The sequence below is a fragment of the Pseudomonas sp. Fl4BN1 genome, assembly GCF_009908285.1.
Classification (GTDB): domain Bacteria; phylum Pseudomonadota; class Gammaproteobacteria; order Pseudomonadales; family Pseudomonadaceae; genus Aquipseudomonas.
The window spans coordinates 225,566-239,563 of record NZ_JAAARM010000002.1 but is presented as its reverse complement, the minus strand read 5'-3'; the positions used below and the strand labels follow the sequence as shown (position 1 = coordinate 239,563).

Here is a 13,998-nt window from a genome sequence, read left to right as displayed (position 1 = left end):
CATTCTGGAAGGAGAAATACCATGCGTGTCTGGATCGATGCCGATGCCTGCCCTAAAGCCGCCAAGGATCAGGTGGTGCGTTTTGCCTTGAAGCGCCAGTTCGACGTGCTGATGGTGGCTGGGCAGCCGCAGATCAAACCGGCGTTCGCCTGCGTCAGGCTGATCGTGGTGCCCAGTGGCCCGGATGCCGCCGACGACTACCTGGTGGAGCATGCGGTCCCTGGCGAACTGGTGATCTGTAGCGATGTGCCGTTGGCCGATCGCCTGGTGAAAAAGGGCGTGGCGGCCCTGGACCCGCGAGGCAAGGAGTTCGATGCGCAGAATATGGGTGATCGCTTGGCGGTGCGTAACTTGTTCACCGATCTGCGGGAGCAGGGGCAGGTCAGTGGTGGGCAGGCGCCTTATGGCGAGCGAGAGAAGCAGGCATTCGCCAATGCCCTGGATCGGATCCTGACCCGACTAGCACGCGAGGCTTGAAAGGGGGAGGCCAGCGGCCTCCTGCAATACGCCCCTGCTAAAGGATCACTGCTCGCCTTCGTGAGTCAGTTCCAACACGCGGTCCACCAGCTTATTGATGCCCGAGGCGGCTTCGCTGATGGATTGCGCCAGCATGTAGGCTGGAGTGCTCACCAGTTTGCGCGCTGGGTCTTCGATGATGTCGCCCACCGCGCATTCGGCATGGGTGGCGCCCATCTTGCCCAGTGCCGCCGCAGTGTCGGCGTCTTTGCCGATGGTGCAGGTCACTCCGGGGCCATAGATCTTCGCCGCCAGTGCCGGAGCGATGCACATCAGGCCCACCGGCTTGCCGGCTTCGGCAAAGGCTTCGGCGAGAGCCAGGACATCCTCCTGGACCGTGCAAGCAGCGCCTTCGGTGGCAAAGTTGGAGAGATTCTTGGCTGCACCGAAACCGCCGGGAATGATCAGCGCATCGAACTCTTCGACGTTGGCTTCGCGCAGGTCCTTGACCTCGCCACGGGCAATACGTGCCGATTCCACCAGAACGTTGCGGGTCTCGGGCATGGTTTCGCCAGTCAGGTGGTTGAGCACATGCATCTGGGGAATGTTCGGGGCGAAGCACTGTACTTGGGCGCCACGCTGGTCGAGGCGCAACAGGGTGATCACGCTTTCGTGGATTTCGGCGCCGTCGAAGACACCACAACCGGAAAGGATCACTGCAACTTTTTTGCTCATGGTTCTTTTCTCCAGATTCATGGCGCTAACTGTCCGCCAAATGGTCGCCTGTTGCCAGAGCCGGATGTCACAGCAGCACCCTGGTTCCGGCGTTGCAAGCCGGCTCGTGCACGATACTTGGCAGGACGCTCATTGAGGTGCCGAGCGCTATGGTGCCAGGCAGCTACAGCCTCTGAATGGCATCGGGCTGTGCTGTCGCGGGCACTGTCTTATTCGACTGGCGTCTTGGCCTTGTCTTGTTCGGCGGCCTGTTCGGCTTCGTAGATCTGCTTGGCCAGGCGGGCGTTCTTGAACCGCCGCCGCAGCCACAGGCAGAAACCCAGCACCAGCAAAGCTCCCAATACCCAGAGCTCGTACTTCTTGATGCTGCCGAGCATGCCTTCCATGATCGCGCCAAAATGGTAGGCCGCTGAGGCCAGGGCCACGGCCCAGACTGCCGCACCGATGCCGTTGAGCAGCAGGTAGCGTCCTGGCGGGTAGCCGGACAGGCCAATGGCTACCGGCATCACGGTGCGCAGGCCATAGACGAAGCGGAAGCTCAACACCCAGATGTCCGGATGCTTGCGGATATGCTCCAGCGCCCGGTCACCCATCATCTGCCAGCGCGGTTTGCGCGCCAGCAGTTTGCGGCCATGCTTGCGCCCCAGGAAGTACCACAGCTGGTCACCGGCGTAGCTGCCGAAGAAGGCAACCACCATCACCAGGTTGATATCCATGTATCCGCGGAACGCGAGAAATCCGGCAAGAACCAGAATGGTTTCGCCTTCGAAAAACGTACCGAGAAAGAGGGCGAAGTAGCCGAAATCCTGAAGAAATTGTTGGAGCATTGTCTGGATGCTGGCGAAATGAACGCGCAGCCTACCCCTTCGACGACGTTCGGGAAAGTATCGAAATGTGTCTCGACGTGAACAATCCTGCCAATGACAATGAGTGTTGCTGCTGGTCAACAGCTTGAGCACAACTGTCATCTGTTCGTCATAATGCCCGCTTATAACTGTCACGCTCGCCCGCCAGCGCGGGCCATGGAGTCCGTCGTGAGCTTTACTCCCGCCAATCGCCTGTTTCCAGCTACCCGTTTGCGGCGTAACCGTCGTGATGATTTCTCCCGCCGTCTGGTGCGCGAAAACCGTCTGAGCGTGGATGACCTGATCCTGCCGGTGTTTGTGCTCGAGGGTGAGAATCGCCGCGAGGCGGTGGCCTCGATGCCTGGTGTCGAGCGCTTGAGCATCGACCTGCTGTTGGAAGAGGCGGCGCATTGGGTCGACCTGGGCATTCCCGCCTTGGCGCTGTTTCCGGTGACGCCGTCTGAGCTCAAGTCCCTGGACGCGGCCCAGGCCTGGAATCCCGAAGGCATTGCCCAGCGCGCTACCCGCGCGTTGCGCGAGCGCTTCCCGGAGCTTGGGGTGATCACCGACGTGGCGCTGGATCCGTTCACCACCCACGGCCAGGACGGTATCCTCGACGAGCACGGTTATGTGCAGAACGACATCACCGTCGATGCTCTGGTGCGTCAGGCCCTGTCCCATGCCGAGGCGGGTGCCCAGGTGGTGGCGCCGTCGGACATGATGGACGGGCGGGTCCAGGCAATTCGCGAAGCCCTGGAGCTGGCCGGGCACGTCAACGTGCGGATCATGGCCTATTCGGCCAAGTACGCCAGCGCCTACTACGGCCCCTTCCGCGATGCGGTGGGCTCGGCGCTGAATCTGGGCAAGGCCGACAAGGCTTCGTACCAGATGGACCCGGCCAACGGTCACGAAGCCCTGCATGAAGTGGCAGCGGACTTGGCGGAAGGTGCAGACATGGTCATGGTCAAGCCGGGCATGCCGTACCTGGATATTCTTTTCCGGGTCAAGGATGAATTCAAGGTGCCGACCTTTGTCTATCAGGTCAGCGGCGAATACGCCATGCATATGGCGGCGATCCAGAATGGCTGGTTGGGAGAAGGGGTTATCCTTGAATCCCTGACCGCTTTTAAACGTGCGGGTGCTGATGGCATCCTGACTTACTTTGCCGTTCGTGCTGCTCAATTGTTACGAGAGCAAAAATAGCCCTCCCAGGAACACGCGATGAATACTGAAGGACTCTCTGAAGTGGCCGTAAAAGACGCTCAGCCGGTGGTCGAGCAAGTGGTTGAAACTCCGCCGGAGCTTGAACCCGCACCCGCACCCGTGGTGGCCGAGGCGCAACCGGCGCCGGCCATTGTCATCCCCAATCTGGATGACAGCAGCTTGTATATCCACCGCGAGCTGTCGCAACTGCAGTTCAACATCCGCGTGCTGGAGCAGGCGCTGGACGAATCCTACCCGCTGCTGGAGCGCTTGAAGTTCCTGCTGATCTTCTCCAGTAACCTGGACGAGTTCTTCGAGATCCGCGTGGCCGGCCTGAAGAAGCAGATTACCTTCGCCCGTGAGCAAGCCGGTGCCGATGGCCTGCAACCGCATCAGGCGCTGGCCCGTATCAGCGAGCTGGTACACGGTCACGTCGATCGCCAGTACGCGATCCTCAACGACATTCTGTTGCCAGAGCTGGAAAAGCATCAAATTCGCTTCATCCGTCGCCGTTACTGGACCACCAAGCTCAAGACCTGGGTCCGCCGCTACTTCCGCGACGAGATCGCGCCGATCATCACCCCGATCGGCCTGGACCCGACGCACCCGTTCCCGTTGCTGGTGAACAAGAGCCTGAACTTCATCGTCGAGCTGGAAGGTATCGATGCCTTCGGTCGCGACTCCGGCTTGGCGATCATCCCGGCGCCGCGCCTGTTGCCGCGGATCATCAAGGTTCCGGAAGAAGTCGGCGGCCCTGGCGACAACTATGTGTTCCTGTCGTCGATGATCCACGCCCACGCCGATGACCTGTTCCAGGGCATGAAGGTCAAAGGCTGCTACCAGTTCCGCCTGACCCGGAACGCCGACCTGGCGGTGGACACCGAGGACGTCGAAGACCTGGCCCGCGCCCTGCGCGGTGAGCTGTTCTCCCGTCGCTACGGTGACGCGGTACGCCTGGAGGTCGCCGACACCTGCCCGAAACATCTGTCGGATTACCTGCTCAAGCAGTTCAACCTGCACGAGACCGAGCTGTATCAGGTCAACGGCCCGGTGAACCTGACGCGGCTGTTCAGCATCACCGGCCTGGACAGTCATCCGGAGCTGCAATACACCCCGTTCACTCCGCAGATCCCGAAACTGCTGCAGAACAGCGAGAACATTTTCAGCGTCATCAGCAAGCAGGACATCCTGTTGCTGCACCCGTTCGAGTCGTTTACTCCGGTCGTCGACCTGTTGCGCCAGGCCGCCAAGGACCCGCATGTACTGGCGGTGCGCCAGACCCTGTACCGCAGCGGTGCCAACTCGGAAATCGTCGACGCCCTGGTAGACGCGGCGCGCAACGGCAAGGAGGTCACCGCGGTGATCGAATTGCGTGCGCGCTTTGACGAAGAATCCAACCTGCAGATGGCCAGCCGCCTGCAAGCAGCCGGCGCGGTGGTGATCTACGGCGTGGTGGGCTTCAAGACCCACGCCAAGATGATGCTGATCCTGCGCCGCGAAGCCGGTGAGATCGTGCGTTATGCGCACCTGGGTACCGGTAACTACCACGCGGCCAACGCTCGCCTGTACACCGACTACAGCCTGCTGACCTCCGACGATGCCTTGTGCGAAGACGTCGGCAAGCTGTTCAGCCAGCTGATCGGCATGGGCAAGACCCTGCGCATGAAGAAGCTGTTGCATGCGCCGTTCACCCTGAAGAAGGGCATGCTCGACATGATTGCCCGGGAGACCCAGTTCGCCCTGGACGGCAAGCCGGCGCACATCATCGCCAAGTTCAACTCGCTGACCGATCCGAAGATCATCCGCGCGCTGTACAAGGCCAGCCAGTCCGGTGTGCGCATCGACCTGGTGGTGCGTGGCATGTGCTGCCTGCGTCCGGGCATTGCCGGGGTCTCGCACAACATCCATGTGCGCTCGATCATTGGCCGCTTCCTGGAGCACACCCGGGTGTTCTACTTCCTCAACGGTGGCGAGGAGCAGATGTTCCTTTCCAGTGCCGACTGGATGGAGCGCAACCTCGACAAGCGGGTCGAGACCTGCTTCCCGGTGGAAGGCAAGAAGCTGATTTTGCGGGTCAAGAAGGAGCTGGAAAGTTATCTCACCGATAACACCCACAGCTGGAGCCTGCAGTCCGACGGTCGTTATATCCGTAACACGCCGACCGGCAACCAGAACCCGCGCAGTGCCCAGGCGACCCTGCTGGAGCGCCTTGGCAGCCCGGTGTTGCCGGTGCGCTGAGCGCGACAGGCGTCGTAGACAAAAAGGCCAGCCCGATCATCGGGCTGGCCTTTTTATTGGCTTGCGTGGGTGGCCTGTAGGAGCTGGCTTGCCAGCGAAGGCGTCCGTGAGGGCGGTGCAGAGCTTGAGGGCCGCTTCGCCGGCTCCTACCTCCGCGGTGGCGGCAAGGTCAGCTGATGTTGAGCACGATGCCGACCCGGGTCAGCCATTCCGCTTCAAGAGCGAAATCGGCTTGGGTCAGCTGGTTTTCATCCAGCCAGTTCTCCGGGAACTCCACGTCGAGGTGGTCGCCGCTGGCGCTGAGTGTCACCTGAGGCATCTGCTGGGTGCCACGGATGTGATGGAACAGGATGGCGAAACGCAGCAGCACGCACAGACGGATCAGCTTGATGCCGTCGTCGCCGAACTCGGCGAACTTTTCCTTGGGGATGTTGCGGCGGTGACCGCGCACCAGCAGTGCCAGCATCTGCTGGTCTTCGCGGGAGAAGCCGGCCAGGTCCGAGTGCTCGATCAGGTAGGCGCCGTGCTTGTGGTAGTGATAGTGGGCGATGTCCAAGCCGACTTCGTGGACCTTGGCGGCCCAACCCAGCAGTTCGCGCCAGACACCATCCTCCAGGTCCCAGTCGGCCGCCACTTGGTCGAAGGCGCGCAGGGCTTTGCCTTCAACCCGCGAGGCTTGCTCCAGGTCGACGTGGTAACGCTCCATCAGCGAACTGAGGGTGCGTTCACGGACGTCTTCGTGGTGATGGCGGCCTAGCAGGTCGTAGAGCACACCTTCACGCAGGGCACCTTCACAGTGGTCCATGCGTTGCAGTTCCAGGGCGTCGAAGATCGCTTCGAGAATCGCCAGGCCGGCGGGGAAGATCGCCCGGCGATCAGGCTTGATGCCTTCGAAGTCGATCTTCTCGGCGTCGCCAAGCTTGAACAGCTTGCGCTTGAGCCAGGCCAGGCCTTCGGCGTTGACTTCGCCGCTGCCCTGGCCGCCGGCCTTGAGGGCCAGGCCAATGGCACGAATGGTCCCGGAGGAGCCGATGGCTTCGTCCCAGGTCAGGCGGTGCAGGGCGTGTTCGATGCTCATGATTTCCAGGCGCGCTGCGGTGTAGGCCTGGGCGTAACGGGCAGGGGTGATCTTGCCGTCGCGGAAGTAGCGCTGGGTGAAGCTCACGCAGCCCATCTGCAGGCTCTCGCGCAGCAAGGGTTCGAAGCGCTGGCCGATGATGAATTCGGTACTGCCGCCGCCAATGTCGGCTACCAGGCGCTTGCCCGGGGTGTCGGCGAGGGTGTGGGACACTCCGAGGTAGATCAGTCGGGCCTCTTCACGGCCGGAGATGACTTCCACCGGATGGCCGAGGATTTCCTCGGCACGGCGAATGAACTCGCCACGGTTACGCGCTTCACGCAGGGCGTTGGTGCCGACGATGCGCACCGTGCCCAGGGGCATGCCGTTGATCAGTTGGGAGAAGCGCTTGAGGCAGTCGAGCCCGCGCTGCATGGACTCTTCGTTGAGCTGTCGCTCTTCGTTGATTCCGGCGGCCAGTTGAACCTTTTCACCCAGCCGCTCGAGAATGCGGATTTCACCGTTCCGGGCCTTGGCCACGACCATGTGAAAGCTGTTGGAGCCCAGATCGATCGCAGCGATCAGGGACAGATTCTTGGCTTGGGATTGGGGCATGGTTGGGGGTCTCGGTCGATAACCTCGCCATCCTGCCACGATCAACGGCCCGCGCCAACGCGCAGTGTCCAATGCGTTGATTCAACGCATGAAACCCTCTGTGTCCTGGCTTGCCGGCGAGCCGGTTGCTACCGGTGCCGGAGCGGGCTTGTCGGCGAATGGCCCTCAAGCGTTCTCGGTACTGCCAATGAAATTCGCCAGCTTCGCTGCGCACTGAGGGACAGGGCGCAGGTTTCAAAGGCGCGGAAGCTGCGTGACTGGATGAAGTTGGCGGCGAAGTTCAGCGCTTCGGTGGCGATCTGTGAGCACGCCGCAGACCCCAGCATGACAATGATGATCTGGCTGCCCAGGGCCGGCAGCAGCACCGCATGGCGGAAGGCTTCGAAGCGGGTCATGGCTAAGGCCGCAGGAACTTCCGGCTGACCCCGAGCAGCGTGCCGAAGGCGGTCAGTTACAGGGTGAACAGGGTACCGCGTAGCAACAGGCCAGTGCTCTGGAGGAAAATCTCGAGGCCATGCGCCACGAACTGCGGGCCGGGGACTTTGAGGCGGCGGCGCGTCTGGATTTCGAGTTCTATCAGAAAACTCTCCTGGCCAGCGGCAATCAGGCGATGCTGAGCAGCTTCAGCACCGAGATTTTCCTGGAAAACCAGAAGCTACCGTTCATCCGGGCCGAGCGCACCATGGAAACCTGGCAAGAGCACTGCAAGATCCTTCGCGGCCTGGCTCGGCACGTCTCTGGGGCGGCGCAAAAAGCTATGCAGGAACACGTGCGTAACGCAGCCCTGCGCACCGGAATCGCCTTTATCACGCCCGTTTCTCCCTGAGCTGAGCTATACCCAAACTTATGGGGCACCATAGTTAGAGTCAATCATCTCCGGCTTCCTGAACGCGGGAAGGGCAGATATGATAGGCCACGTTTTTTTGCTTACAACCTGGAGAATTCCATGAGCAGCGATCTTATCAAACACGTCAGCGACGCCAGCTTCGAGGCCGACGTACTCAAAGCCGAAGGCGCTGTACTGGTGGACTACTGGGCTGAGTGGTGTGGCCCATGCAAAATGATCGCTCCGGTTTTGGACGAAATTGCTGAAACCTACAAAGGCAAGCTGACTGTTGCCAAGCTGAACATCGACGAAAACCAGGAAACCCCGGCCAAGCATGGCGTGCGTGGTATCCCGACCCTGATGCTGTTCAAGAACGGCAACGTTGAGGCTACCAAGGTAGGTGCTCTGTCGAAGTCGCAACTGGCAGCTTTCCTCGACGCCAACATCTAAGCGTCGATTTAAGCAGCATTGAAAAAGCCCCGCAAAATGCGGGGCTTTTTCGTAATTGAGGGCTAGACGCTCCGAAACTCAGGTGTTACATTCGGTCCCGCACTGGTTCCTCCAGTGCCCCCTGCAAGCCGTCGCCGACGCTCTCCTTTTCGAATAAGTACGCGATCCTGTCGCCTTCTCTGCGGCGCGGCCTCATTAAGCCAAAAGCTTAATTTCCCCCCTCTATAAATGATTACGTCATTCCTATATGAATCTGACTGAACTCAAGCAAAAGCCGATTACCGAACTGCTCGAATTGGCCGAACAGATGGGCATAGAAAATATGGCCCGTTCGCGCAAGCAGGACGTGATTTTCTCCCTGCTGAAAAAGCACGCGAAAAGCGGTGAGGAAATCTCCGGTGATGGCGTGCTGGAGATCCTCCAGGACGGCTTCGGCTTCCTCCGCTCCTCCGATGCCTCCTACCTGGCCGGCCCGGACGATATCTACGTCTCGCCAAGCCAGATCCGTCGCTTCAACTTGCGCACCGGTGACACCATCGTTGGCAAGATCCGCCCTCCCAAGGAAGGCGAGCGTTACTTCGCGCTGCTCAAGGTCGACACGATCAACTACGACCGTCCAGAGAACGCGAAGAACAAGATCCTGTTCGAAAACCTGACGCCGCTGTTCCCGACTGTGCGCATGAAGATGGAAGCCGGCAACGGTTCCACCGAAGACTTGACCGGTCGTGTGATCGACCTGTGCGCACCGATTGGTAAAGGCCAGCGTGGTCTGATCGTTGCTCCGCCGAAAGCGGGCAAGACCATCATGCTGCAGAACATCGCGTCGAACATCACTCGCAATAACCCAGAAGTTCATCTGATCGTGCTGCTGATCGACGAGCGTCCGGAAGAAGTGACCGAGATGCAGCGCACTGTGCGCGGTGAAGTGGTCGCTTCCACCTTCGACGAGCCACCAACCCGCCACGTGCAAGTGGCCGAGATGGTGATCGAGAAGGCCAAGCGCCTGGTTGAACACAAGAAGGATGTGGTGATCCTGCTGGACTCCATCACTCGTCTGGCTCGTGCCTACAACACCGTGATCCCGAGCTCCGGCAAGGTCCTGACCGGTGGTGTCGATGCCCACGCCCTGGAGAAACCGAAGCGTTTCTTTGGTGCCGCGCGGAACATCGAAGAAGGCGGCTCGCTGACCATCATCGCCACCGCGCTGGTTGAAACCGGTTCGAAGATGGATGAAGTGATCTACGAAGAGTTCAAGGGTACCGGCAACATGGAACTGCCCCTGGACCGCAAGATTGCTGAAAAGCGCGTCTTCCCGGCCATCAACATCAACCGTTCCGGCACTCGCCGCGAAGAGTTGCTGACTGCCGACGACGAGCTGCAGCGCATGTGGATCCTGCGCAAGCTGCTGCATCCTATGGATGAAGTTGCTGCCATCGAGTTCTTGATCGACAAGCTGAAGCAGACCAAGACCAACGATGAGTTCTTCCTGTCGATGAAGCGCAAGTAAATCGATCAGGCCAGCAAGAGCCGGGGAAACCCGGCTTTTTGCTATCTGACATTCTCTATTCTGAACCTGTGGGTTCGGCGCTAAACTGCCTGCCCCGAACGCCACGGCGAAATACGAGGCTCAAGCATGCAGTATCGCGATTTGCGCGACTTTATCAGCGGCCTGGAACAGCGCTCAGAACTCAAGCGCATCCAGGTTCCGGTGTCCCCAGTGCTGGAAATGACCGAGGTCTGCGATCGCACCTTGCGTGCCAAAGGTCCGGCCCTGCTGTTTGAAAACCCCACCGGTTATGACATTCCCGTGCTCGGCAACCTGTTCGGTACTCCCGAGCGCGTGGCCCTGGGCATGGGCGCCGAAGCCGTCAGCGAGCTGCGGGAAATCGGCAAGCTACTGGCCTTCCTCAAGGAGCCGGAGCCACCCAAGGGGTTGAAGGACGCCTGGTCCAAGCTGCCGATCTTCCGCAAGATCATCGCCATGGCGCCCAAGGTGGTGAAGGACGCGGTGTGCCAGGAAGTGGTGATCGAGGGCGACGACGTCGATCTCGGCATGCTGCCAGTACAGACCTGCTGGCCGGGTGATGTCGGGCCGCTGATTACCTGGGGCCTGACCGTGACCAAGGGCCCGAACAAGGACCGGCAGAACCTCGGCATCTATCGCCAGCAGGTGATCGGCCGCAACAAAGTGATCATGCGTTGGTTGAGCCACCGCGGCGGTGCACTGGATTACCGCGAGTGGTGTGAGAAGCACCCGGGCCAGCCGTTCCCGGTGTCGGTGGCCCTGGGCGCTGACCCTGCCACCATTCTCGGTGCCGTGACCCCGGTGCCGGACAGCCTCTCTGAATACGCTTTTGCCGGCCTGCTGCGGGGCAACCGCACCGAGCTGGTGAAGTGCCGCGGCAACGACCTGCAAGTTCCCGCTACCGCCGAAATCATCCTTGAAGGGGTGATCCATCCGGGCGAAATGGCTGACGAAGGTCCATATGGCGACCACACCGGCTACTACAACGAGGTCGACAGCTTCCCGGTGTTCACCGTGGAACGCATCACCCACCGCATCAAGCCGATCTACCACAGTACCTACACCGGCCGGCCGCCGGATGAGCCGGCGATCCTCGGTGTGGCGCTGAACGAAGTCTTCGTGCCGATCCTGCAGAAGCAGTTCCCGGAAATCACCGACTTCTACCTGCCGCCGGAAGGCTGCTCGTACCGCATGGCGGTGGTGACCATGAAGAAACAGTACCCGGGGCATGCCAAGCGCGTGATGCTGGGGGTCTGGTCGTTTTTGCGACAGTTCATGTACACCAAGTTCGTTATCGTCACCGACGACGATATCAATGCACGGGACTGGAACGACGTGATCTGGGCCATCACCACGCGCATGGACCCCAAGCGCGACACGGTGATGATCGACAATACGCCGATCGATTACCTCGACTTCGCCTCGCCGGTATCTGGCCTGGGTTCGAAGATGGGGCTCGATGCCACTCACAAGTGGCCCGGAGAGACCACCCGAGAGTGGGGCCGGGTTATCGTCAAGGATGAGGCGGTCACCCGCCGGATCGATGCCATCTGGAATCAGTTAGGAATAGATTGATGCGTGTAACCTTGCAGCCCTCCGGAGCGGTGCTTGAGACATTGCCCGGCGAGCGGATTCTCGATGCGGCGCGGCGCCTGGGCTATGAATGCCCGCAGAGCTGCCGCAATGGCAACTGTCACGTGTGTGGCGCCTTGCTGGTGGAGGGCAGCGTGCAGCAAGCCGGTGATGTGCGTGATCACGGCGAGTTCTACACTTGCATTGCAGAGCCGCTGGAAGACTGCATCGTGCTGTGGGATGGCGTCCTTGCGCTGGGAGAGTTGCCGGTGCGCAGCCTGTCGTGTCAGCTCACTGAGTGTCTTGAGATCGGCGGCGATGTCTGGCGAGTCAGGCTGCGGGCGCCGGCTGGCAAGCCACCCCGTTACCATGCCGGGCAGTACCTGATGCTGGAGCGGGACAATGGCGAGAAGTCGGCCTTTTCCCTGGCTTCAGCGCCCCATAGCGGGCGTGATCTGGAGCTGCATGTGCTGGTGCGCGAAAACAGTGCGCAAAACCTGATGGAGCAACTGCAACGCAACCGCATGGCCCGGATCGAGATGCCTTTCGGCGATACCCACCTGGCCGAGCTGCCGGAGGGCCCGCTGGTGTTGATCGCTGCGGGTACCGGCATGGCGCAGATGCACAGCCTGATCGAGCATTGCCGGTCCAGGGGTTTCAAGTACCCGGTGCATTTGTATTGGGGCGTGCGTCGTCCGGAAGATTTCTACCAGTTGGAACACTGGGAAGAGTGGCAGCAGTTGCCCAACCTTTATCTGCACAAGGTCGTCAGTGACCTGTGTGGCTGGGAAGGCCGCTGCGGCATGCTGCATGAGGCGGTATGCGAGGACATTGCCGACCTGTCGTCAGTGCATGTGTATGCCAGCGGTTCGCCGGCGATGATCTACGCCACCCTGGATGCTCTGGTGAATGCCGGTATGGATGCCCATCAGATGCGTGCCGATGTGTTTGCCTACGCCCCGCGGCCCTGACACCCATCAGGTCCGCGCTTGTCGTTATAACTCTGTATATAACCCATCGGTATTTAGTTAATTAGATGAATGCCGGTAGGTTATATAAGTCATTCAATTTGAATGGCTTCTAACCAGTGGTATTTAACTAGCCTTGAAACTTATGTGTCTTGCAGTTACTGCCAAGCGTTCTATTAAGTAACTTCTTTTACGCGGGGAGCCGAACGCTATTTGCCATGACAGCCCTTGAATCCAGCTATGTGCATTTGGCTTACCCTCCGCGGCTCGATCTGGGGCCGCAACTGACTCACGAACAACTTCGCAGCTCCATGCAGTCCACCATGTCCCGGCACCGGGGCGGTCCGGTCTGGTTGTTCGCCTACGGTTCATTGATCTGGCGCCCGGAATGTTCGGCGGTCGAACGCATGCGCGGACGGGTGCATGGCTATCATCGTGGCCTGTATCTGTGGTCCCACGAACATCGCGGCACGCCGGAACTACCGGGCCTGGTGTTCGGCTTGGATCGCGGCGGCTCCTGCAGCGGCTTCGCCTATCGGCTGCCGGAGGCGCAACTGGATGCTTCGCTGTATGCCCTGTGGCAGCGTGAAATGCCTTACCCCTCTTATCGCCCGCACTGGCTCAACTGCCGTCTTGAGGATGGCAGCCAGGTCCAGGCGTTGGGTTTTGTGCTGGAGCGGCACTTGCCCAGCTATGCCGGCAACTTGCCCGACCATGTGCTGAGCCAGGTATTTGAAAGCGCTTGCGGGCGCTACGGCACCACCCGCGATTACGTCGAGCAGACTGTCCAGGCCCTGCGCAGCCATGCCATGCCGGACCGAAACCTGGAAGCACGCCTCAAGCGTTGTGGATCTTCAGGGGGTTGTTGACTCGAGGTTCATTGTTACCGGCTGATCAGTTGCTGTCTCCCGGCAATAGATGCTCCTGCACCTTCTGGCTGTGGGACTCGACCAACCGCCCCTGATCGTCGAAGCGCAACACAATCAGCCAGTCGTAGACCGATTCCGACCAGGACTTCTGTCCGGTCAGAGTTTTGGCGTCGCCACCGAAGGCCTCGATCAGGTTGTAGATCTGCCCATGGTGCCAGGCGATCAGGATCACCGGCGCCTGGTTGTTCTTGGCCAGGGATCTGACCAGCTTGTCCACATCCCGGTTGTCATAGGGCTGTTCGATGGGCAAGTGCAGGCGTTGTGAGAGAGGTACCAGGGTCAGCCTTGGTCGGGCGCTGTCCTCGCTGTCGCGGGTGGCAATCAGGCGTTGCGGCACCAGGTTTTGACCATTCAGTTGCAGCGGGTCGAAATATTGCGCATAGGCTTCGGCGCGCTGCTGGCCCCTGGGGCTCAGGCCGTCGCCCTGATCGGGTTTCTCCGCGTGCCGAATGATCAGCACCGTGGCGTTTCGCAGTCCTGCGTCCTTGGGGCCTTCGTGTGCCGGTGCCTGCAGGGCAATCATTAGTGCCGGTAACGCCAGCAGCCCCTTTAACAGCTTATGCAGCATTGTGTTCATCG

The 13,998-nt window shown here is 60.5% G+C and carries 12 protein-coding genes and 2 pseudogenes; 9 read left to right on the top strand and 5 right to left on the bottom strand.

The genetic code is table 11. The annotated features are described in order from the left end of the window. The first annotated feature begins 21 nt into the window (after positions 1-21). Positions 22-477 (top strand): YaiI/YqxD family protein, encoded by a 456-nt coding sequence (locus GV818_RS03330; RefSeq protein ID WP_161752973.1) that lies wholly within the window; start codon positions 22-24, stop codon positions 475-477. A gap of 45 nt (positions 478-522) precedes the next feature. Here the strand turns inward: GV818_RS03330 and elbB are convergent, their stop codons facing one another. Both elbB and GV818_RS03320 read right to left on the bottom strand, forming a co-directional pair. After that, positions 523-1,191 carry an isoprenoid biosynthesis glyoxalase ElbB gene (gene elbB, locus GV818_RS03325; protein WP_161752975.1) on the bottom strand — a complete coding sequence of 223 codons (669 nt, stop codon included), beginning with the start codon at positions 1,189-1,191 and terminating at the stop codon, positions 523-525. Between the two features lie 209 nt (positions 1,192-1,400). Beyond that, entirely contained in the window at positions 1,401-2,018 is a 618-nt protein-coding gene (locus tag GV818_RS03320; protein WP_161752977.1) for a DedA family protein, read from the bottom strand. A 207-nt stretch (positions 2,019-2,225) separates the two neighbouring features. Between GV818_RS03320 and hemB the strand changes: the two genes are divergently transcribed. Further along, entirely contained in the window at positions 2,226-3,239 is a 1,014-nt protein-coding gene (gene hemB / locus GV818_RS03315) for a porphobilinogen synthase (protein ID WP_161752979.1), read from the top strand. A gap of 18 nt (positions 3,240-3,257) precedes the next feature. Further along, a complete protein-coding gene (gene ppk1 / locus GV818_RS03310; RefSeq protein WP_161752981.1) occupies positions 3,258-5,477 on the top strand; it encodes a polyphosphate kinase 1 in 2,220 nt (739 codons plus the stop codon). A 169-nt stretch (positions 5,478-5,646) separates the two neighbouring features. On the opposite strand, the gene ppx is transcribed toward ppk1, so the two are convergent. Together ppx and GV818_RS03300 are read right to left on the bottom strand one after the other, a co-directional pair. Further along, entirely contained in the window at positions 5,647-7,149 is a 1,503-nt protein-coding gene (ppx, locus tag GV818_RS03305) for an exopolyphosphatase (protein WP_161752983.1), read from the bottom strand. Positions 7,150-7,367: 218 nt separating this feature from the next. Next, a pseudogene (locus GV818_RS03300) lies at positions 7,368-7,577 on the bottom strand (amino acid ABC transporter permease); the annotation flags it as partial. Between the two features lie 65 nt (positions 7,578-7,642). Between GV818_RS03300 and GV818_RS03295 the strand changes: the two are divergent. The 6 genes and pseudogenes from GV818_RS03295 to GV818_RS03270 all read left to right on the top strand — a co-directional run. Further along, positions 7,643-7,975, top strand: a pseudogene (locus GV818_RS03295) (FCD domain-containing protein); the annotation flags it as partial. Between the two features lie 120 nt (positions 7,976-8,095). Then, positions 8,096-8,425 carry a thioredoxin TrxA gene (gene trxA, locus GV818_RS03290; RefSeq protein ID WP_003206727.1) on the top strand — a complete coding sequence of 110 codons (330 nt, stop codon included), beginning with the start codon at positions 8,096-8,098 and terminating at the stop codon, positions 8,423-8,425. A 247-nt stretch (positions 8,426-8,672) separates the two neighbouring features. Further along, complete coding sequence (rho, locus tag GV818_RS03285; RefSeq protein ID WP_161752985.1) at positions 8,673-9,932, top strand: transcription termination factor Rho; 1,260 nt, start codon at positions 8,673-8,675, stop codon at positions 9,930-9,932. Between the two features lie 126 nt (positions 9,933-10,058). Beyond that, positions 10,059-11,525, top strand: coding sequence for a 4-hydroxy-3-polyprenylbenzoate decarboxylase (gene ubiD / locus GV818_RS03280; RefSeq protein ID WP_161775795.1), 1,467 nt, complete (start codon positions 10,059-10,061; stop codon positions 11,523-11,525). After that, positions 11,525-12,493, top strand: a complete 969-nt coding sequence (locus GV818_RS03275; protein WP_161752989.1) for a CDP-6-deoxy-delta-3,4-glucoseen reductase — start codon at positions 11,525-11,527, stop codon at positions 12,491-12,493. The genes ubiD and GV818_RS03275 overlap by 1 nt, the downstream gene beginning before the upstream one ends. Positions 12,494-12,708: 215 nt before the next feature. Continuing rightward, on the top strand, positions 12,709-13,359 hold the full coding sequence (locus GV818_RS03270) for a gamma-glutamylcyclotransferase (RefSeq protein WP_161752991.1): 651 nt from the start codon (positions 12,709-12,711) through the stop codon (positions 13,357-13,359). A 25-nt stretch (positions 13,360-13,384) separates the two neighbouring features. On the opposite strand, the gene GV818_RS03265 is transcribed toward GV818_RS03270, so the two are convergent. Beyond that, positions 13,385-13,996 carry a flagellar basal body-associated protein FliL gene (locus tag GV818_RS03265; protein ID WP_161752993.1) on the bottom strand — a complete coding sequence of 204 codons (612 nt, stop codon included), beginning with the start codon at positions 13,994-13,996 and terminating at the stop codon, positions 13,385-13,387. Positions 13,997-13,998: the final 2 nt, after the last annotated feature.

Coding starts and splice junctions, on each gene's coding strand:
- GV818_RS03330 (WP_161752973.1), top strand. CDS start 22: ATGCGTGTCTGGATCGATGCCGATGCCTGCCCTAAAGCCGCCAAGGAT.
- elbB (WP_161752975.1), bottom strand. CDS start 1,191: ATGAGCAAAAAAGTTGCAGTGATCCTTTCCGGTTGTGGTGTCTTCGAC.
- GV818_RS03320 (WP_161752977.1), bottom strand. CDS start 2,018: ATGCTCCAACAATTTCTTCAGGATTTCGGCTACTTCGCCCTCTTTCTC.
- ppk1 (WP_161752981.1), top strand. CDS start 3,258: ATGAATACTGAAGGACTCTCTGAAGTGGCCGTAAAAGACGCTCAGCCG.
- ppx (WP_161752983.1), bottom strand. CDS start 7,149: ATGCCCCAATCCCAAGCCAAGAATCTGTCCCTGATCGCTGCGATCGAT.
- trxA (WP_003206727.1), top strand. CDS start 8,096: ATGAGCAGCGATCTTATCAAACACGTCAGCGACGCCAGCTTCGAGGCC.
- rho (WP_161752985.1), top strand. CDS start 8,673: ATGAATCTGACTGAACTCAAGCAAAAGCCGATTACCGAACTGCTCGAA.
- ubiD (WP_161775795.1), top strand. CDS start 10,059: ATGCAGTATCGCGATTTGCGCGACTTTATCAGCGGCCTGGAACAGCGC.
- GV818_RS03275 (WP_161752989.1), top strand. CDS start 11,525: ATGCGTGTAACCTTGCAGCCCTCCGGAGCGGTGCTTGAGACATTGCCC.
- GV818_RS03270 (WP_161752991.1), top strand. CDS start 12,709: ATGACAGCCCTTGAATCCAGCTATGTGCATTTGGCTTACCCTCCGCGG.
- GV818_RS03265 (WP_161752993.1), bottom strand. CDS start 13,996: ATGAACACAATGCTGCATAAGCTGTTAAAGGGGCTGCTGGCGTTACCG.